This window comes from Caballeronia sp. LjRoot29 (assembly GCF_964252755.1).
In the GTDB taxonomy this organism is placed as follows: domain Bacteria; phylum Pseudomonadota; class Gammaproteobacteria; order Burkholderiales; family Burkholderiaceae; genus Caballeronia.
Window position 1 is genome coordinate 1 of record NZ_CAXUPU020000038.1, and the last position, 20,543, is coordinate 20,543.

Below are 20,543 nucleotides of genomic sequence, written 5' to 3' on the forward strand. Positions count from 1 at the left end.
TACCGATATTCGAACTATCATGGCGCCTTCGAAGCTTCTTTCCGGTTCATCGCAAGCTGCGCAGGACGCCGTGTCCCGCTATGAGGTGTCGGAGCAGATCGGGCATCTTCTGCGCAAGGCTTATCAGCGTCATCTCGCCATCTTCAGCCAGACCATCGACGACCCTCAACTGACCGCCGTGCAGTTTGCGGTATTGAGCGCCAGCCGAAGGCTCGGGCCGTCTTCAATGAGCGACCTGGGTAAGGCCACTGCAATAGATGCGGCCACGGTACGCGGCATAATTGAGCGTCTGAGGGTACGTGAACTCATTGAGCTGCAAACCAATCCGGACGACCGCAGGAAGGTGAAGGTGCAACTGACGCGGGCGGGTGAAAGTCTGGTCGAACAGATCACGCCCACCGCCTTGCATATCAGCGAGCTAACCATGAGTGAGCTCAACGAAGCGGAGCGCGTGGCCGTGCTCTATTTGCTGCGCAAGCTTAGCGCGCCCGATGCCGATTAAGCGCGATTCGTATTCGACGGCTACGCTTATTAATTAGTCGCTTCGTCTGGTGCACTCTATTCGCTGCTTCTTCGCATTGCACCAATAGCGGGACCGTCGCACCGGAAAAGAGATTATGGCGTGTACGCTGATTTTATAAGGTGCAACACAACGAGCGTCCCTGCCCGACTGTCAGCTTGGCGTCAGCTATAAAGACCCGATAAAACAAGGGTCAAACGCAGTCGTACCTAGTACAAGTCTCTAGCTATAAAGTGGGCATGGTGATTGCATAGAAGACTAGAATTAGAGTGTGTACATTTGTATCGCCAGGCAGAGATGGCGCTTGAAAAAAGCAGCCTTGCCGGCGTGAACACCTTGATGAATCCCGAGCTATAGAGGCGTCGATGCTTTCGAATCTGGCTGTGCAACTCATCAACGGACTAGCGGACGCCTGCGCCATGTTTCTGGTCGCGTCCGGTTTGTCGTTGATCTTCGGCGTGACGCGAATCGTCAACTTCGCGCACGGCTCGTTCTATATGCTTGGCGTGTATGTGGCCTATAGCATCGCTAGCCGCTTTGGTTCGACCGTCGCGGGTTTCTGGCTTTCGATGCTGGCAGCAGCGCTCATTGTTGCCGTGCTCGGTGCACTGGTTGAGGTCATTGTGCTCCGGCGCATTTATCAGGCGCCCGAGTTATTCCATCTGCTGGCGACCTTTGCGCTAGTGCTGATTTTTCGCGACGCCGCCTTATATATCTGGGGCCCGGAAGACCTGTTCGGACCGCGCGCTCCGCTGCTCGGCGGCGCAGTGAATTTGCTGGGCCACGCGCTGCCTACCTATGACATTGCGTTGATCGTGATCGGTCCCGTAGTGCTTGCCATCCTCTGGTTCGGTCTGACTAAAACACGCTGGGGCACGCTCGTGCGTGCGGCGACCGGTGACCGCGAAATGCTCGGCGCGCTCGGTATCAATCAGGCCTGGTTATTTACGGGCGTGTTTTTTATCGGCGCATTTCTCGCGGGTCTTGGTGGCGCGCTGCAGGTGCCGCGCATGTCGGCGAACCTGTCGCTTGATATCGATACGATCGGCAACGCGTTCGTCGTCGTGGTGGTCGGCGGAATGGGCTCGATTCCCGGCGCGTTCGTCGCAGCATTGTTGATCGCGGAGATCAAGGCGCTATGCATTGGCCTGGGCGATGTAACCATTGGCGGCGTGGTGTTTTCGCTGAGCAAGTTCACGCTGGTGGCCGAGTTCGTGGTGATGGCGATTGTGCTGGTCGTGCGGCCGTGGGGCTTGCTCGGTCGCGCGCAAGCGGCGGTTCGAACCATGGCGGTCGCGGAAACACCGCTGCGTCTCGCCGATACCCGCCTGAAGATATTCGCCGGCGTCGTACTCGCCGTGCTTGTGCTCGCGCCGCTACTTTCGGGCGTGTTTCCCTACATGCCCGTGTTGCTTGTCGAGATCCTGATCGCGGTCCTGTTTGCAACGAGCCTGCATTTCATTATGGGTCCGGGCGGCATGCATTCGTTCGGCCATGCCGCGTATTTCGGTTTGGGTGCTTATGGCGCGGCGTTATTCCTGAAAGTCCTGAACTTGCCCATGGAAGCGGCGCTCGTGCTCGGCCCTTTGCTTGCGGGTGTCGGGGCGATCGTGTTCGGATGGTTTTGCGTGCGTCTGTCGGGCGTCTATCTCGCGATGTTGACGTTGGCCTTTGCGCAGATCGTCTGGTCGATCGTGTTCCAGTGGGACGCGGTGACCGGCGGCAGCAACGGCATTCTCAACTTGTGGCCATCAACCTGGCTTAGCTCGACGGTGGCGTATTACTACGTGACCCTGGTATTCGCGGTCCTGGGCGTCTGGCTCTTGAGACGCATGTTGTTCTCGCCGCTCGGTTATGCCATGCGCGCCTCGCGTGATTCAACGCTGCGTGCCGAAGCAATTGGTATCGACGTAAAGCGTGTGCAGTGGGTGGCGTTCATCATCGCGTCATTGTTCTGCGGCCTCGCGGGATCGTTGTTTGCGTTCTCCAAGGGATCGATCTCGCCGGAAGTGATCAGCGTCGGGCGCTCGGTCGACGGCCTCGTGATGGTGCTCCTGGGCGGCTTGCAGACGCTCACCGGCCCGATCGTCGGCGCGGCCGTTTTCACGTGGCTTCAGGATACGGTCGCGCGTCAGACGGACTACTGGGAGGCGCTGCTCGGTGCGGCCATCCTCGTGCTGGTGATCGCGTTCCCGCAGGGGATTGTGGGGTTCGTACGGGACAAGTTTGGATCGCATAAAAATTCCGATGGCGGCGTGGCTTCTCCGCCCGCTTCACAGTCTGCCTCACAGCCCGCTTCGCAATCTGCCAAGGAGGCCCTGTGACCCTTCTACGCGTCTCCCATCTTGCGAAATCGTTCGGCGGCGTCAAAGCGGTTGACGATGTTTCCTTCGACCTGAACGCGGGCCAGTTGCTCGCGTTGATTGGTCCGAACGGCGCGGGCAAGTCGACCTGCTTCAACATGCTCAACGGGCAATTGAGGCCGAGTTCCGGCTCCATCCTGTTCGACGGCCACGAGATTGCGGGCAAGCGTCCGCGCGATATCTGGCGACTCGGCGTTGGCCGCACCTTCCAGATTGCCGCCACGTTCAACTCGATGACCGTGATCGAAAACGTGCAGATGGCGCTCGTTTCGCGGGACCACCAGCTATTCAACTTATGGAAGCCAGCGTCGTCTATTCACGCCGATGAAGCCATCGCGTTGCTCGAACAAGTCGGCATGGCGGCGCATGCAAAACGCGCGTGCGGCGTGCTGGCTTATGGCGATGTAAAGCGCGTCGAGCTGGCCATTGCGCTCGCCAATAAGCCGAAGCTGTTGCTGATGGATGAACCGACCGCGGGCATGGCGCCGAAGGAACGCAACGACTTGATGGCGCTGACCAAGCAACTGGTGGTTGATCACAAGCTCGGCGTGCTGTTCACCGAGCACAGCATGGATGTAGTGTTTGCCTACGCCGACAAACTGATCGTGCTCGCTCGCGGCAAGCTGATTGGCGAGGGCGATGCGGAAACCGTCCGCAACGATCCGCGTGTGCGCGAAGTGTATTTCGGCACGGGGAAATCATTCACGCCGCGCGCATCGCTTTCGCCACTTTCGGCAGACGGAGTCGCCTGATGAACACATCGACTCAAGACAAGAGCATGCTTAAAGTCTCCGGTCTGAACGCGTTCTATGGCCGCGCGCAGATCCTGTACGACGTTGAACTCGAAGTGGGCCGCGGCGAAGTCGTTGCGCTGATGGGCCGCAACGGCGCGGGCAAATCGACCACGATGAAAGCGCTGATGGGCATGTTGCCATCGCGGCAAGGAGCGATCAATTTTTGCGGGCACGACATAGCGAAGTTGCCGCCGTATCGTATTGCGCGGCTCGGCATGGGCTTCGTGCCAGAAGACCGGCGCGTGTTCGGCGATCTGACCGTCATGGAAAATCTCGATACCGGCCGCCAGCCGCCGCGCGACGATGCACCCCGCTGGACGCCAGAAAAGCTGTTCCGCCTGTTCCCGAATCTTGGCGAGATGCCGAATCGTCCGGGCAGCCAGATGAGCGGCGGCGAGCAGCAAATGCTGACCGTGTCGCGTACGCTGATGGGGAACCCCACGCTGGTCCTGCTCGATGAACCGTCGGAAGGCGTGGCGCCGATCATCGTTGAGCAGATGGCGAACATGATTCTTGAGTTAAAGCGCGAAGGGTTGTCCATCCTGTTGTCCGAGCAGAACATGCATTTCGCTGAACTCGTCAGCGACCGCGCCTACGTGCTTGAAAAAGGGCAGATACGGTTTAGCGGCACGATAGATGAACTCGCCCGCGACGAAGCGGTGCGGCGAGCGTATCTAAGTGTCTAAGCGCGAACAGGAAAAGTAAAGATCGACCAAGGGTATTCTTCAATCAGCCTTAGCCATGTCACTTAGCATTTAACTTAGCCGCTTTATCCGGAGAGAAAAACTATGACCACGCGTGTCGGATCGTTGCTGCGCTTAACCGCCTTCATGGTTGCGCCCTTGGCCACCGCTTTGGTGTCGGCCGGCGCTGCCGCCCAGACCATCAAGATTGGCGAGATCAACAGTTATAAAGCGCAGCCTGCGTTCCTTGGACCGTATAAGAATGGCTGGAACATGGCGCTCGACGAGGTCAACGCGGCGGGTGGTATCGACGGCAAGAAGCTCGAAGTCATCTCGCGCGACGACAACGGCAATCCGGGCGATACGGTTCGCGTGGCTCAGGAACTGGTCACGGGCGAACAGGTCTCGTTGTTGTTCGGGGGCTTCCTGTCGAACACCGGATTGGCGCTCGCCGACTATGCGAAGCAACGCAAGGTTTTCTTCCTCGCGGCTGAACCGCTGACGGACAAGATCGTCTGGGAGGACGGCAACAAGTACACATATCGGCTGCGTCCGTCGACCTATATGCAGGTCGCGATGCTCGTACCCGAAGCCGCCAAGCTGCACAAGAAACGCTGGGCGGTCGTCTATCCGAACTACGAATACGGTCAGTCCGCCGTGGCGACGTTCAAGCGTTTGCTGAAGGCGGCGCAGCCTGACGTCGAGTTCGTTGCGGATCAGGCGGCACCGCTTGGCAAGCTGGATGCCGGCGCGGTCACGCAAGCGCTCGCGGACGCAAAACCCGATGCAATCTTTAATGTTGAGTTCGCGGCAGACCTTGGAAAATTTGTGCGTGAGGGCAATACGCGTGGCTTGTTCAAGGACCGGCCGGTGGTGTCGTTGCTGACAGGCGAGCCTGAATACCTCGATCCGCTCGGGTCCGAAGCGCCGGTCGGCTGGATCGTGACGGGGTATCCGTGGTACTCGATCGATACCCCGGCTAACCGCAAGTTCGTCGCGGCCTATGAGACCAAGTATCACGACTATCCGCGGGTGGGATCGGTGGTGGGTTATTCGGCCTTGATGTCGATCGCCGATGGTTTGAAGAAGGCGAAGTCAACCGATCCCGACAAACTTGCGGCGGCGTTCAAGGGCCTGAAGGTTGAGACGCCGTTTGGTCCTATCATGTATCGCGCGCAGGACAACCAGTCGACGATGGGCGCGTATGTCGGCACGACGGCGTTGAAGGACGGCAAGGGCATCATGACGAACTATAGGTACATCGATGGCGCGAGTGTCCAGCCTTCGGATGCTGAGGTAGCGAAACTGAGGGCGGCGGATTAAGGTGATGGATTGAGGGTTAGCGTTTGAAAGTGTAAAAGTGAGAGGGCGGCCCGCGGAAGCGGGCCGTTTGCGTTGGTGTCTATGGCGAAGGACTTTGTTTCGAACGTTACTGGCATCGAGCAGCTCGGTTGATGCAAGGTGCAAAGAGCTTGACCAACTGCAGAATCAGTCTATGATGTACATATCATGGTCATGTACATAGGGAATAAGAATGGCTGCTGCAACGGAACGCATTGTCGTCCAAGTGACGCCGGTTCAGAAACGTGCGATTGCGAGCACCGCCAAGCGTCTCGGGCTCAACGTGAGTGAGTTGATGCGCCAAGCGGCGCAGGGCTTCACTCCGTCAGACGATGAGGAGGATATCACCGCGCTGATCTGGCGCGTGAATGCGTCCTCGCAGGAAGCGAATGACGCACTCGATGATGCGTTGTCATTTGTCGCGGAGTCGAACAAGCGCATCGCTGCAATGATGGGAGGTAAGGGGTAATGGGTGTGACCGACAAGGTGTGGGATGCGCTTACGACCGTAATCAAAATGAATGACAAGGTGGTGTCGCTGGCCGGAACGGTGAAGGAGCAACAGCTAAAGATCGAGGGGCTGACCGAGCGCGTAATTCGTCTTGAGGCGACTCTGGAACTGTTGATGCGTACGGGCACTGGCACGAAAAAGCTGTCGCGCTAACTGGAAGCAAATTAGGAATTTCGAATATGAGGAACAATGGCATCTGCAACAGTGACATCTAAAGGCAGGTGCGATTCCTCTGGCCGTACGCGACCAACTCGGGTTGAGTGCAGGGACCGCATCGAATTCATCTTCAACGGAGGAACTGGGCACTATGAAATCGTTCCCGCAATTCGCTCAGTGACCGCGCTCAAAGGAAGTGTCCGCAAGCTTGCGAAGCCGGCATCGATTGAGGACATTAACTCGGCGATCGGAGAGCAGTGAGCAGTGAGCAGGGAACGTCGGCTCGATAACCAGTCCTTAAACAGTTAAGGTTGTCGCTGGTGAAGTGGTGCCGATATGAGCTGGCGCATGCATTATCTGCAGGAAATCACCCGCGCAACCCACCCCTTACGGACTAAGCTTCGAAATTTTCTGGCCTTGGATTCCCACCCCGGCCATCAGCCCTTGCTGACCATAAATGAACGCATAGACGTCCGATTGCAGCGTGGTCGATGTCAATGATCCCGCCGCGCCGGTATCCACGACAACCACGCTCGGACCCGCACCGATCGACCATCCGCCGCTGGTCTGCAAATAGTTGATTGCGGAATCGGTCGTGAGAAACATGGCTTCCTGAAACGATTGCGCGCCTGCCTGCAGCCCATACGAAACGGACGTTGCGTTGTAGTAGCCCATCACTTTGCCATCCGAGCCAAACATCACGCCATTTCCCTCCTCGGCCCCGACGATCAAACCCGCCTTGAGTATCTCCGGAAATACGAGCACCGCCTTTGCACGGGACTGTAGCAACTTCGCATTCGGCGTGGTGACGTACAAATGTTGAAGCGCTGCGCGCGCCTTTGCTTCCAGGTCCGGGTCGACCGCGTTGGACGGCGGTATTTGCGAAGTCGAGCAGGAGGTTACAAGCAGCAACAGCAGGTTAGCCAGGACGAGTCTGATGCATTTGGTCATGAGTTCAACTCCGCTCGCAGATCGGTTGTATCGGGCGGGATAACTTGAGTAGATAAAAAGCCATCTGCCGTTATTTGAAACAATTAAATTTTTAATGTTCGTAGTTCAAGTATTTATGAAAGTGGTGGCAATGCAGACGGTTATAAACATATGTGAAGGCGACTCGCGCATTTATCGCGAAAATCATCCGCGACCATGATTTCATGGGGCGCAAGAGGACCTTGACGATCGGTGAGTTCACCTGGGAACGGTTTGGCCGGTATCGTGCTTATAAAGTCGAGCGTCTAATGGAGTGGGAGCTTATATCAAGCATTGGCGTTTGGCAAAGAATCGAATATTAAATAAATAATGGATTTAATATTGCAATTCGTTTCAGTGTTTCTATTTTTATATATCGAATAGTTCAACCGAAAAATTGGCCCGAACCTCGTCGCCGGCGTTCAATCCACCCAAGCCAGGACGCAAGAGCACGCCGCCGGAAAAGAAGTCATAGAGAAACTTGTTGGAACCGAATGTGTTTTCTTGTTGGACCGAAGTATCCGTTCTTCGTGACACTGTTCCTATTACGAATCCACCTTCGCTAAAGAACAGTTGATGAGGGCATCACGACCGCAAGACAGGAGCGCGTCGCGAGTCCCGGATTCGCTCCGTGCATCGGTTCAAGGCCACTGACGGCGGCGCGATCGCGGCGATGTCGTCGAACTCGATCTTCACGATCCAGTGCTCGGACGCACTGTGAAAGATCAATACTCGGTGGCATCGTTGCCGACGATTGCCTGACTCTTACTGGATATCATCATGACGCGCTTCGCTCCCAAGACACCGCTCGCCGATCTCGCCGCCATGCTCGACGCAGGCACCACGACCTCTCGCGAACTCACCGAAACCGCGCTGGAGCGCATTGCTGCCGATGGCGGCAACGGTGGCAACGCGTTCTGCTTTGTTGACGTCGATGGCGCTCGCCGACAGGCCGATGCCCTCGATGCATTGCGCCGCGCCGGCACGCGTCTTTCGCCATTGGCCGGTGTGCCGGTATCGATAAAAGATCTCTTCAATGTACAAGGCCAGCCGACCCGCGCCGGTTCCCGCGTTCTCGCCGATGCTGCGCCCGCTCGCAACGATGCACCCGCGGTCGCCCGGCTAAGGCGCGCTGGGGCAGTGCTGATCGGGCGCACGAACATGAGCGAGTTTGCATTTTCGGGGCTGGGTCTCAACCCTCACTACGGCACGCCTGCATCGCCGTGGCGCCGCAACGAACGACATGTGGCGGGCGGATCATCGTCGGGAGCGGCAGCCTCCGTGACCGACGGTTTGGCGGCAGCGGGCCTTGGCAGCGACACGGGCGGATCACTGCGGATTCCCGCTGCGTTTTGCGGGCTCACGGGTTTTAAACCGAGCGCAGGACGTGTGCCGACTGAAGGCGTTGTACCGCTGTCGCCTACGCTCGATGTCGTCGGCGCGATTGCGTCGAGTGTCGCGTGCTGCGCGATGATGGATGGCGTGCTCTCTGGGGTGTCTTTCGATGCAAGCAGGCCGCTTGCGGGCGCGCGGTTCGCCGTGTTGCGCAACTATGTGATGGATGGTATTGAGCCGGAAATCGCACGAACTTATGAAGCGGCGTTGGACAAGCTTGCTCGCGCCGGCGCCTTGCTCACCGAGGTCCGTTTCGCGCCGCTCGATTCGCTGCCTGCGATCAATACGTTCGGCTTCTCGCCCATCGAAGCGTTTGCCGCTCATCGCTCGCGGCTGGGCACTCACGCGGATGCGTACGACCGGCGCGTGCTGGCTCGGATCAGACTTGGCGAGGCGGCATCGGCGGCGGATTACATCGATCTGCTCGCGGCCCGGCGCATGACCATCGCGGCCGCTCGGCAGTTCTTCGCCGGTTTCGATGCATTCGTCATGCCGACCGTGCCCATCGCGCCGCCTGCCATTGCCGCGCTCGAAGCCGATGACGCCGTGTTTGCCGCAGCCAACGCGCTGGTGCTGCGCAATCCAAGCGTGGTGAATTTCCTCGATGGTTGCGCGGTGTCAGTGCCTTGCCATCGGGACGGAGATGCGCCGGTGGGATTCAGTATCGGTGGATTTCACGGGCAGGATGAAGCGATTCTTGCGCTGGCGGGTGCGGTGGAAACTGCGCTGGGGGTTTGAGAGGCGGCCTTGCTCCGTTCATAACGAAGCAAGGGAACAAGTCCCAACCAAATCAACACGTTGCTGCAACTCCCCAGGACTTGTCCACAGCCTTGCCAACAAAAGCTGTGGATAAGGCGATCCGGGACGCACAAGTCTCACCAACATCCGGGCTTTTTCGCCCGTTTCACCCACCTCTGTGCTCCAAAATTCCCTATAAGAAAGATCCGATTTCATCGAAACCGTTGTTTTCAGATCCGGCTGATGGTTGGTTTTAACCTGTCTGGTTCGTCTGACGCTATTTTGTTGCTCGTCAAAAAATAGCATTACAAACGAGTCCAGATGAACAAGAATAAATATCGACTGGTATTCAGTCGACTGAGAAACATGCTGATTGCCGTCGAGGAAACCGCCACGGCGACAGGTAAGGAAGCAGGACAGACTTCAGTACGCAACAAAGAATCACAGGGTTTGATTTTTACGCTGCGGCAGATCGTTTTCTCGGCGCTCGCATTACTTGGCGCGCTGCCTTCGTGGTCAAGTGCGCAGATCATATCGGGAGGTGCCAACGCACCGTCCGTCATTCAGACGCAAAACGGTCTGGATCAGGTGAACATCAACCGGCCATCGGGCGCCGGCGTCTCGATGAATACCTACAACAGGTTCGACGTGCAGCCCAAGGGCGCCATCCTGAATAACTCGCCGGCCATCGTGCAGACGCAGCAGGCGGGTTTGATTAACGGCAATCCGAATTTTGGGCCCGGGCAGTCTGCGCGCGTGATCGTCAATCAGGTCAACAGCAGCGCGGCGAGCCAGATCAATGGGCGTGTCGAAGTCGCGGGGCGACGCGCCGAAGTGGTGATTGCGAACGGCTCGGGCATCAGCGTGAACGGCGGCGGTTTCATCAACACGTCGCGTGCGATCCTCACGACCGGCACGCCGAACTTTGCCGCCGATGGCTCGCTTTCAGGTCTCAACGTGACGGGCGGCAACATCAGCATTCAGGGCGCGGGACTGAACGCAGGCGATACCGATCAGGTCGATCTGCTCGCGCGCGCCGTGCAGGCGAACGCGGCGATCTATGCAAAAAACCTGAACGTCGTGACGGGTGCGAACAGCATAGATTACGGCACGCTCAATGCGACGTCGATTGCAGGCACAGGTGCGGCACCGGGCGTGTCTATCGATGTGAGCAATCTCGGTGGCATGTACGCAAACCGCATCGTGCTGGTGGGCACCGAGAATGGTGTGGGCGTGTCGAACAAGGGCGTGCTTGCGGCGCAGGCAGGCGACCTGACGCTCACTACGCAGGGCAAACTGGTGCTCGCCGGACAGACCAACGCGAGCGCCAACCTTAACGTGTCTGCGCGCGACGGCATCGATAACAGCGGCACGACTTACGCGCAGCAGAACGTCTCCGCAAATACCATCGGAGTCTTAACTAATAATGGCGTGCTGGCCGCGCAGCAAAACACCAAGGTCAATGCGGCAACCGTGGCATCGAATGGGACGCTTGGTGCGGGCGTGAACAGCGACGGCACGATTGCCAATGCGGGCGACCTGTCGGTGATCGCCAGTGGCGCGCTCACCGCAACCGGGCAAAACGAAGGCGGCGGTAACACGACCATCCGTGGTGCGTCGGTGAATCTGGCCGGTAGCAATACCTCGGCGATCGGCACGCTGGCGCTTGCTGCAATCAACGGCGACCTGAACGTGTCGAGGGCGAATACGACCGCAGGCGGCGCGCTTATCGCGAATGCAGAGGGCACACTCGTCAACGACAGCGGCAAGATGTCGGGCGGGTTGGTTCAGGTGACAGCGGCGAGCATATCGAACCGTAGTGGTCAGATCATTTCAGGCGGTGCGCTTGACGCGACGGCAGCAGGTGACTTGGTAAATCAAGGCGGTACGATGCAGGCCGCAGGCGCGATGACGCTCGACGCCGGTTCGCTGGATAACACAGCCGGGCGTATGGTCTCGCTCAATGGCGACGGGCTGAACATCGCCGCACGCGGCACGCTAAACAATGGGACGACTGGCACCATCGGCACGAACGGCGCGCTGAATCTCAACGCGGGCACACTCGCGAATCAAGGGCAACTCAGTGCTGCGGGCGAAGCATGCCCAAGCACATTCTGTCGGAGGAGGAAGCGGAGCGCGTGCTGAATGTAGCGGACGTAACGAGCGCGCTGGGAATACGGGACCGGGCGATTCTGGAGACGTTTTACAGCACGGGGATTCGGCGCACGGAGATGATCAATTTGCAGGTTCACGATATCGACGCGGACCGTGGGACGTTGATGGTGCGCCAGGGCAAAGGCAGTCGTGACCGGTTGATTCCGATAGGGGATCGGGCGCTTGCGTGGATCGCCAAATACCTCAATGAGGTGCGCCACAAGATCGTGTTGGCCGACGATCAGGGGACGCTGTTTCTGGTGGTGACGGGCGATGCGTTCAGCCCCCGCAGTCTTGGGCTGATGGTGGCCGATTACATCAAACGATCGGGGGTGAACAAAAGCGGCTCGTGTCACCTGTTCCGGCACACGATGGCCACGCTGATGCTTGAGAACGGGGCCGATGTGAGGTTCGTTCAGGTGATGCTCGGGCACGCGCAATTGACGAGCACGCAGGTGTATACGCAGGTGGCGATCCGGGCGTTGAAGGAGATTCACACGGCCACGCATCCGGCACGGCTGGAGCGACGGGAGGACGTGAAGAAGATCGAGGACAGCATGCCGAACCGGTTGTTGAAACGGGTGTATGGCAAGGAAAAGCAATCGTGAAGGTGGCTCGCTTCTCTTTAGCTGCCATCGATGCGCGATGTAAGCCGACACGCTCGACGAAGTGAGAGACGACAACAAGCGATGTTAGAACAACGAACAGTCAACGACGCATCCAGAAGAACGATTCAAGGCGTACAGGCATCGTGTGCGGGCCTGGCGGCCCGAAGGCCAAGTAACAAACGGTCCAGCGGCCTTGCGGCCGGGGAACGAGGCCGGGGGTAAATTGGCCGTTGGCCAATTGAACATAACGCTTGGAAATTAGCGCTGCCTGGCGGGTAGGCGCTGCGCGCTGGCCCGCCAGACATCGCCAATTTGCGTTATGTCTGGCGCCCCCGGCCGAGCTACGCGCTCACGCGCTTGAGGAAGTCAGGGCCGCGCTGCGGCCAATCCGAAGTGTCACGCAAGAACCCAGTCATGCAAGGCGCTTCGCGCATGAGGCAAACGGGGGCCGCGTCGCGGCCAGTTGGCGTACGGAAACACCCACCTACCCGCGCTTCGCGAGCATGCAAAACGGGGGCCGCGTTGCGGCTAGGAAGTGAACAACGAGAAAGTCAAAGGCAACACGTCCAGCCGTTACTGCGTAACGGAAAACCCACCGATACGAACCGTCAAAGACCAAAGCGGCTTACATGCGGTGCAAGCCTAAAACCCGTCTTGCACCGCATGGCCTAGCGTCGAGAACCTTGTGGCCGTCAAGGCCAAGCCCTGCGGGCGCTGACGCGGCCTTGACGGGTTCAGTGCTGGCTAAGTGCGCTGCCCTCACGCGAATGTGGCGCGGTGGCTTGCAAGCGCCCTGTTCCGCACGGTTTGCCGTCGCACTGCGTGCGCCGTCAAACCGCGCGGGATTACGTTGCTTCGGCGTGCGATGTTTATGGGATGGGCGAACGTGAACTTCTGGCAAACTTGCGCCCCAAGGACAAAACCGCGTCGGGGAAAAATCTTGCAAGCTCAGGAGTGTGTCAGGCGAAATCGGGTTGCAAGTGGTTGTTGCGTCAGGGGAAAACCTGTTTCGATAACGGTGGGCGTGTCGGGGGCGTGTGTTCGGTTTAACCGGCAACTTCATCCTGAAGAGAAGAAGGCGATTGCGGACAAAGCGGGTAACGACAAAACCGAACAGGACAAACTGACGAAAGCGGCGTGCCTTGCGGTGAAGTGCTGGGCAGAATATGCGCCGGGTAGCGATCAGTACACCGCAAATTACGTGAGCCAGCTTGAAGCGTCGCAACTCGGGCCGGAACTGACGTGGGTGAATCAACAGAAGGAAGCGGGATTGTTCGCCTATACGCCGGTACAGAAAATTGGCGATGCGATTCAGAGTGATCCGTTGGGCGTGGCGAAGGACGCGGGCAAGATCGCGACGGGTGGTTTGACTGTCAGGACTGGCGCAGGTCTTTGCGCAACCGGCCTTGGCTGTGCGTTAGGCGGTGGGGGGATGGTGGCCTTCGGATTAAGTGATGTGACCGAAGGTGCGGATGGGCTGTACAACCGCTATAACGGGATTAATGCTTCGGGAATCAATCCATTACGATATGAATTTAATCAAGTAACTCCGGCGTGGGGTAATGCTCTATACGATAGTGCAAATCTTGCGTTCTCAATTCTTGCACTGAGGGCTCCCGTCCCGCTGAAGATGGGGACGGCGGATGGTCTGAACCGTCCCGGCTCCATGTTCGATGTGACTGTGCCGCGCTTCAACAACAATACGTTGATTCCGTTCATTAACCAAGCAGTACCTTATGGTGTGACACAAGGAATCTTGTTGTATGGAGTCGGTTCAAAAGGGGCCACGGTCATCAATGATATCGGCACCTCCGGGAGCAAGAATTGAACTGGCGAAGATTGTATGCGGCAGCTCAGATCTGGTTCGTGGTTTGCCTAATGTCTGTGGCGAGCTCTTGCTTTTATGCGGTAATAGTTATTGGAATATGTCGCAAGGTGTTCGAGTTGCCGGAGAACCTGGCTTTGCTGTGGATTGGTCTACCTCTCTTCATCGTTCTCGTGGTCTTGCACATTCGGTTGTTGCCGAAGCCTTTGCGTAAAGCTGGGATGTTGAGCGACGATCCAGAAACGTTTGGCCCGTGGTGCAAATAAAAATCTGAGTCTTAAATAACGAACCCGGCCATGGCCGGGTTCGTTATTTGTGTAGCTTGGTTCATGCCGGCGTGATGATCAGCTTGCCGTCTTCAACGTGAACGCAAACGCGGCTAGGGGCGGTGGCCGAGCCGGTCACGCCGGAAAATGTGGCTGACATAGCCCCCGCCTCTTCCTTAGCTGCCAGTGCTGAGGTGGTCGTGCCGCTCGCGTCTGCCAGGACGACAAGCGCGGCTAAGGAAGAGATGGTATTGGAGGTGAGTGATCCGGCGCCGGTGCCGGAGGTGGCGCCCCCGGTGGTGTTTGGTGACGAGCTGGACGTGAAGGAGATCTCAAGGACATGATGGCTTCGAGCGACGCAGACCCGTCAAAGAAAAACCTATCCGCAGGCACGCCGAGCGTTAGTGATATCCAGATAAGTCGAGTGACGACACAATGAAAATTCGAAAGAGGCTGGCGGCGCTGCCGCTCACAGCCCTGGTATCGCTCGCATCGAACGCACAACACGCACCAACGCCAGCCGACGAAGCCGCAGCAGCCCGTGCCAACACCGAGCAGAACCAGCAAATCCAGCAGCAACGCGACGCACAGCAGCGTGATGCAACCGTGCAAGCGCCGGCGGTCCGCTCCACCCTGCCAACGTTCGAAGGTTTCCCGCTCTTGCCAAAGGAAGAACCGTGCTTTCGCATCGCTACGTTCGCGCTCGATGTGCCCGCAACGCTATCGGATGCCGTGCGCAGTAAGGGCGCTTCGGCGCTATCGCTCGACCCATTCGCCTTCGCGCGCGAATGGCTCGACTACCACCAGGGTCAATGCATTGGCAAGGCAGGTATCGACATACTCGCGAAGGCGTTGCAGCAAACGATCCTTTCGCGCGGCTACGTGACCACGCGCGTCCTGTTGCCTGAACAGGACCTTTCGAAAGGCACGCTCGCATTCGCCCTCGTCCCCGGCGTCGTGCGACAGATCCGTTTCGCCGATCCCAACACACGCGGCACCTTGAAATCCGCATTCCCCGCCCGCGCCGGCGATCTGCTGGACTTGCGCGATCTTGAGCAGGGTCTGGAGCAGATGAAGCGTGTCGCATCGCAAGACGTGGACATGAAAATCGAACCGACCGATACACCGGCGGAAAGCGATGTCGTCGTGACCGTCAAGCGTTCAAAACCGTTGAGCTTCGTCGCATCCGTCGATAACTCTGGAACGGACGCAACCGGTAAATGGCAGGGTAACGTGAGCCTTGGCATCGACGATCCGCTTGGCCTGAACGACGTGCTCACGCTCGGCGCGAACCAGGACTTATCGTTCGGCAACAAATCGCTCGGCTCGCATGGCTTCAATGGTTCGTACTCCGTTCCATGGGGTTACTGGACGGCGACGCTCTCGGGCAACACCAACACTTACTACCAGCAGATCGCAGGCGTCAACGAAACGTATGTGTCGAGCGGCAATTCGCAGACCGCCGCGCTCAGGCTCGCGCGCGTGCTGAGCCGCAGCCAAAGCGATGTGTTCGGCGTGGAGTTCCAGCTATCCAGACGTTTCGGCGAGAGCTTCATCGCCGACACAACGATCCCGATCCAGGACCGCAACAACACGTTCATCGAAGCGGGTTTGACGGACCGCCATTACTTCGGCGCGGCGCAATTCGACGGCACGCTTGCTTACCGCCAGGGCATTCACGGCTTTGGCGCAACGGGCGACCCCGACCCAGACCTGTATTCCTCCACAGGCGACGGCAGCCCTCGAAAGTATCCAACGTATCTCTACAGGATGCTCGTGCTGGACGGGAACCTTTCGGTGCCGTTCGCTGTTGCTAAACAAACATTCCGCTACGTGACGACGATTCACGCGCAGTTCACCAACGACACGTTGTTCTATCTGGACGATCTGACCATCGGCAGCCGATACACGGTGCGCGGCTTTGACGGTGAAACCATGCTCGCCGCCGAGCGAGGCTTTTACTGGCGCAACGAACTGCAGTGGCCCGTTTTGCAGACAGGACAGACGCTATACGCGGGGATCGACTACGGGCGCGTGTTCGGACCGAATACGGCGTCCCTGGCAGGGACGCAACTGGCGGGTGCCGTGATCGGCATCCGGGGCGGTCTGCCGTCGCGCTTTTTTGGACTCTCTTATGACCTGTTCATCGGTACACCGATTTTCAAACCCAGCGCGTTTCCGACCGCACGCGTAACGGTCGGGGTGCAGGCGACCGCGCAATTCTGAAGAAATGTGTCATGCCCAATCATCCCTGCAAGCGCCGTGGCCAGCTGCGAGACAGCAAACCGGCGCCGCAGCGCTGTTAGTCGCAGGGCGTGATTTGTCCACAGCCTTGCCAACAATTTCTGTGGATATCTTCTCAGCTAAAACAACTCATGCTGACCAGACATCAACGCCTGGAAGTCGCTTTGCAGAAGCGGCAAGATAGCATCGGCGATAGGCTGCAACTGCTTCGTCAAATAGTGATCGTAGTCAATCGCAGCCCGCAAGGTTTCAAGCGGTTCCGGTCCCGCGCTGGTCATCACATAGCTGATCCAGCCGCCACGTTGATACTGCAACGGCCGCCCACGCTCGCGGTTGAATTCATCGGCCATGCGAGCCGCACGCACATGCGGCGGCACGTTGCGCTCATAAGCATCCAGCGGCCGGCGAAGGCGTTTTCTATACACAAGCAGTTCGTCAAATTCGCCGCTTAGCGTACGACGCACATAGTCGCGTACATAATCCTGATACGGTTCACCCTTGAATATCCGCAAATAGAGTTCGCGCTGGAACTGCTGCGCGAGCGGCGTCCAGTCGCTGCGAACTGTTTCAAGTCCCTTGTAGACCACTTCTTCGCTACCATCAGGCAGCATGCTAAGACCTGCATAACGCTTCTTGCTGCCTTCTTCCGCGCCGCGAATGGTGGGCATGAAAAACCGCTTATAGTGCCGTTCGAGTTGCAACTCCAGCGCGCTCTCCAGACCGAAGCGTTCCCGCACATGATCCCGCCACCACGCATTCACATGCTCGACGAGCAGCCCGCCAATCCGCGCCGCTTCTTCCTCGGTGCGAGCGTGCTTCAGCCACACGAACGTTGAATCCGTATCGCCATAAATCACTTCATATCCTTCAGCTTCAATCAGCGCACGCGTCTTGCGCATGATTTCATGACCGCGCATGGTGATCGACGACGCAAGGCGAGGGTCGAAGAAGCGGCATCCCGTTGAACCCAATACGCCATAAAACGCGTTCATGATGATCTTCAAAGCTTGCGAGAGGGGCTTGTTGTGCTCGCGCTTCGCTTCCTCGCGTCCTTTCCAGACCTGATCAACGATGGCCGGCAAACTGTGGCGCGTGCGTGAGAATCGCGCGCCGAGAAAACCCGGTACGGAGTGCTGATCATCAGGATGTTTTAATCCATCCACCAGCCCGACGGGATCAATCAGGAAGGTACGAATGATGGATGGATACAGGCTTTTATAGTCGAGCACCAGCACGGAATCATAAAGACCGGGGCGTGAATTCATCACGAATCCGCCGGGGCTTGCCGCGCCGGCGACATCGCCGAGATTCGGTGCGACGAAACCTTGTCGATGCATCCGCGGCATATACAAGTGCGTAAAAGCGGCCACCGATCCGCCGCTTCGATCAGCGGGCAGACCCGTGACCGTGGCGCGTTCGAGCAAAAACGGCAGCAGCTCCGTCTTCGCAAAGACCCGCGTCACCAGCTCGCAATCCTTCAGGTTGTAGCGCGCGAGAGCGGGCTTGTCCTCATCGAAGCGACGCTGGATTTCGTCCATCCGCTGGTACGGGTTATCGATGGCCTTACCTTCGCCGAGCACGGTCTGCGCGACATACTCGAGGCTGAATGAAGGGAAGCTCCATGTTGCCGACCTGAGCGCTTCAATGCCATCGATCAGCAATCGTCCCGCTGCACCCGCGAAGAAATGGTTTTGAGTGATCCCATGCTGACGCCATTCCATCACGCTCCCGCCGCGACCCAGCCGCAGCGGAATCTGGTAAAGCTGCGAGTGTTCCTGCAATACGCGCAGATCGAACTGAACCAGGTTCCAGCCGATGATCGCATCGGGATCATGCCGCTCAAGCCACTCGTTGAGTTTCTCCAGCAGGAGAGGGCGGCTTTCGCAGTATTCAAGCTTGAAGTCGATGCCGCTGCTATCGCCATTGGGTGGTCCCAGCATATAAACCTGACGCTCGCCGCAGCCTTCGAGCGCGATGGAATATAGCTCCGTCTTGGCACTGGTTTCTATGTCGAGCGACACCAGTTTCAATGTCGGCCGATAACCCGATGCGGGTTTCAACTCGCTGTTCAGAAGCGGCCCGTCATCATGAGACTGGCCGGTGAACAAGACGGGCGCCGTGATGAAGCGCTCCATCATGTAGCGGTCCGGCGGAAAAACATCGGCTTCGTACACGTCGACGCCGCCCTGCTTCAGGCGCCTCTCCATCCCCGTCAATTGTCGATACTGCTTGCAGTACAGGCCCAAGACCGGTCGATGGCTGAAATCAACCAGATCCAGCGGGCGCAATTCCACCTGCTTCTCGCGCTGCAAAACGGTTTCGGCGCGCGCCCGTTGTTCGGCCGGAATGAACGCGACCGAATCCTGCGGGCGCAGCCGCAGGTGACGGGGACCGTCGTCCGTCGCCAGCCAGAAGTCGACCTCGGTTCCATCGGCGGTGTCCCGCCAATGGCGGGTCAGGATAAAACCTTGTTGATGCTCAGCCAGATACCCACCTTGAAAAATGTCCTTTCCAAGGATTTTAGTGGGTACGCGAGTTCCGTGTGAGGTCGTCTGTTTACGCAGCGCTGGCCGACCTCGTCCGCTCAGGCGGCCACCGCGCTGGCCTTCTCCACCGAGTACCGGTTAGCAGGCCGCGCAAGGCCCAGATTCGCGCGCAGCGTGCTGCCCTCATACTCCGTGCGAAACAGTCCGCGGCGGCGCAATTCCGGCAACACGAGTTCGATGAAATCCGTCAGGCTGCCCGGCAAAACCGCGGGCATGATGTTGTAGCCGTCGGCGCCATAGTTGACGAAGCGTTCTTCGAGTTGATCCGCGATCTGCCCGGGCGTGCCGGCCACTTGCCAATGTCCGCGTGCGCCCGCCACGCGCAGATAAAGCTGTCGAATCGTCAGGTTTTCACGCCGTGCCAATTCAAGCGTAAGCAGCTGACGGCTCTTGCTCGCGTTCGTTTCCGGCAGCTCGGGAATCGGGCCATCGAGTGGATAACCTGACAAGTCGAAACCGCCCGTCAGACCCGAGACCAGCGCTAGGCCCACCGCCGGATCAATCAGCGATTGCAGATGCTCGAACTTCTCGCGAGCCTCGCTTTCCGTGCGCCCGACAATGGGCATGACGCCCGGCATGATCTTCAGTTCATCCGGATGACGTCCATGCTGTTTGAGGCGGCTTTTGACATCGGCGTAAAAATCGATCGCGTCCTGAAGCGTTTGCTGCGCCGTGAAGATAACCTCGGCGGTACGGGCGGCCAGTGCGCGGCCCGCTTCCGATGAACCCGCTTGCACGACCACCGGCTGACCCTGCGGCGATCGTGCAACGTTCAACGGACCTTTGACCTGGAAAAATCGTCCCTTGTGATCGACGACATGACGCTTGGCGGGATCGAAGAAACGGCCTTGCTCTTTGTCGCGCAGGAATGCATCGTCCTCCCAACTATCCCAGAGATGGTCGACAACTTCCGCGAACTCGGTTGCCCGTTCATAGCGCTCGCCATGATCAAAATGCTTGTCGCGATTGAAGTTCTTCGCTTCGTGCTCGTTCGATGAAGTCACGAGGTTCCATCCCGCCCGGCCGCCGCTGATATGGTCGAGCGACGCGAACTTGCGGGCGATGTGATACGGCTCGTTGAAACTCGTCGATGCGGTCCCGACCAGACCGATGTTCTCAGTCAAGGCGGCTAGTGCCGACAGCAATGTAATGGGCTCGAACTGAGCGATATAGCTATGCGCCGTGCGGCTCAGGAAGTCGAGGTTATCGCCTCGTGTGCCTACGCCATCGGCGAGAAACAGAAGATCGAATTTCGCTGCTTGCGCCGCTTGAGCAAGCTGCACGTAGTGCCGGAAATTGACGCCGGCGTCCGCCTGGGCATCAGGGTGCCGCCACGCGGCAATGTGGTGTCCCGCGGGATAAAGAAAAGCGCCTAGGCGCAGTTGTCCGGTTCGCTTGGCCATGGTGTGTGGGGTCAGGTTGCTTCGTGAA

15 protein-coding genes are annotated in these 20,543 nt (G+C 58.4%); 12 read left to right on the top strand and 3 right to left on the bottom strand.

Annotated elements, in window-relative coordinates:
• The first annotated feature begins 19 nt into the window (after positions 1-19).
• The 7 genes from ACSQ83_RS29735 to ACSQ83_RS29765 all read left to right on the top strand — a co-directional run bounded on the left by ACSQ83_RS29735 (position 20) and on the right by ACSQ83_RS29765 (position 6,364).
• Positions 20-502, top strand: coding sequence for a MarR family winged helix-turn-helix transcriptional regulator (locus tag ACSQ83_RS29735; RefSeq protein WP_414950437.1), 483 nt, complete (start codon positions 20-22; stop codon positions 500-502).
• Positions 503-885: 383 nt separating this feature from the next.
• A complete protein-coding gene (locus ACSQ83_RS29740; RefSeq protein WP_414950436.1) occupies positions 886-2,844 on the top strand; it encodes an ABC transporter permease in 1,959 nt (652 codons plus the stop codon).
• A complete protein-coding gene (locus tag ACSQ83_RS29745; protein ID WP_414950435.1) occupies positions 2,841-3,635 on the top strand; it encodes an ABC transporter ATP-binding protein in 795 nt (264 codons plus the stop codon). Before ACSQ83_RS29740 ends, ACSQ83_RS29745 begins: the two co-directional genes overlap by 4 nt.
• Entirely contained in the window at positions 3,635-4,363 is a 729-nt protein-coding gene (locus ACSQ83_RS29750; protein WP_414950434.1) for an ABC transporter ATP-binding protein, read from the top strand. The genes ACSQ83_RS29745 and ACSQ83_RS29750 overlap by 1 nt, the downstream gene beginning before the upstream one ends.
• Before the next feature lie 102 nt (positions 4,364-4,465).
• Positions 4,466-5,683 carry an ABC transporter substrate-binding protein gene (locus tag ACSQ83_RS29755; RefSeq protein WP_414950433.1) on the top strand — a complete coding sequence of 406 codons (1,218 nt, stop codon included), beginning with the start codon at positions 4,466-4,468 and terminating at the stop codon, positions 5,681-5,683.
• Between the two features lie 211 nt (positions 5,684-5,894).
• Positions 5,895-6,170, top strand: a complete 276-nt coding sequence (locus ACSQ83_RS29760; RefSeq protein ID WP_436230603.1) for a plasmid mobilization protein — start codon at positions 5,895-5,897, stop codon at positions 6,168-6,170.
• Complete coding sequence (locus ACSQ83_RS29765) at positions 6,170-6,364, top strand: hypothetical protein (protein WP_414950431.1); 195 nt, start codon at positions 6,170-6,172, stop codon at positions 6,362-6,364. Before ACSQ83_RS29760 ends, ACSQ83_RS29765 begins: the two co-directional genes overlap by 1 nt.
• Before the next feature lie 390 nt (positions 6,365-6,754).
• On the opposite strand, the gene ACSQ83_RS29770 is transcribed toward ACSQ83_RS29765, so the two are convergent.
• Complete coding sequence (locus tag ACSQ83_RS29770; protein ID WP_414950430.1) at positions 6,755-7,318, bottom strand: YSC84-related protein; 564 nt, start codon at positions 7,316-7,318, stop codon at positions 6,755-6,757.
• 798 nt (positions 7,319-8,116) lie between these two features.
• Here ACSQ83_RS29770 and ACSQ83_RS29775 point away from each other — a divergent pair.
• The 5 genes from ACSQ83_RS29775 (at position 8,117) to ACSQ83_RS29795 (ending at position 16,548) form a co-directional block, all read left to right on the top strand.
• The gene (locus ACSQ83_RS29775; protein WP_436230604.1) at positions 8,117-9,469 is read left to right on the top strand and encodes an amidase; all 1,353 of its coding nucleotides are present in this window, start codon (positions 8,117-8,119) and stop codon (positions 9,467-9,469) included.
• Positions 9,470-9,790: 321 nt separating this feature from the next.
• The gene (locus ACSQ83_RS29780) at positions 9,791-11,614 is read left to right on the top strand and encodes a two-partner secretion domain-containing protein (RefSeq protein ID WP_436230605.1); all 1,824 of its coding nucleotides are present in this window, start codon (positions 9,791-9,793) and stop codon (positions 11,612-11,614) included.
• Positions 11,569-12,231: a tyrosine-type recombinase/integrase gene (locus ACSQ83_RS29785; protein ID WP_436230606.1), complete on the top strand. Its 663-nt coding sequence runs from the start codon at positions 11,569-11,571 to the stop codon at positions 12,229-12,231. The genes ACSQ83_RS29780 and ACSQ83_RS29785 overlap by 46 nt, the downstream gene beginning before the upstream one ends.
• A 940-nt stretch (positions 12,232-13,171) precedes the next feature.
• Positions 13,172-14,059, top strand: coding sequence for a hypothetical protein (locus tag ACSQ83_RS29790; protein ID WP_436230607.1), 888 nt, complete (start codon positions 13,172-13,174; stop codon positions 14,057-14,059).
• A 698-nt stretch (positions 14,060-14,757) separates the two neighbouring features.
• Positions 14,758-16,548, top strand: coding sequence for a ShlB/FhaC/HecB family hemolysin secretion/activation protein (locus ACSQ83_RS29795; protein WP_436230608.1), 1,791 nt, complete (start codon positions 14,758-14,760; stop codon positions 16,546-16,548).
• Between the two features lie 137 nt (positions 16,549-16,685).
• Here ACSQ83_RS29795 and ACSQ83_RS29800 read toward each other — a convergent pair whose 3' ends face one another.
• Together ACSQ83_RS29800 and ACSQ83_RS29805 are read right to left on the bottom strand one after the other, a co-directional pair.
• Entirely contained in the window at positions 16,686-19,052 is a 2,367-nt protein-coding gene (locus ACSQ83_RS29800; protein ID WP_436230640.1) for a DNA polymerase II, read from the bottom strand.
• 98 nt (positions 19,053-19,150) lie between these two features.
• Positions 19,151-20,515 (bottom strand): LLM class flavin-dependent oxidoreductase, encoded by a 1,365-nt coding sequence (locus tag ACSQ83_RS29805; RefSeq protein WP_436230609.1) that lies wholly within the window; start codon positions 20,513-20,515, stop codon positions 19,151-19,153.
• Positions 20,516-20,543: the final 28 nt, after the last annotated feature.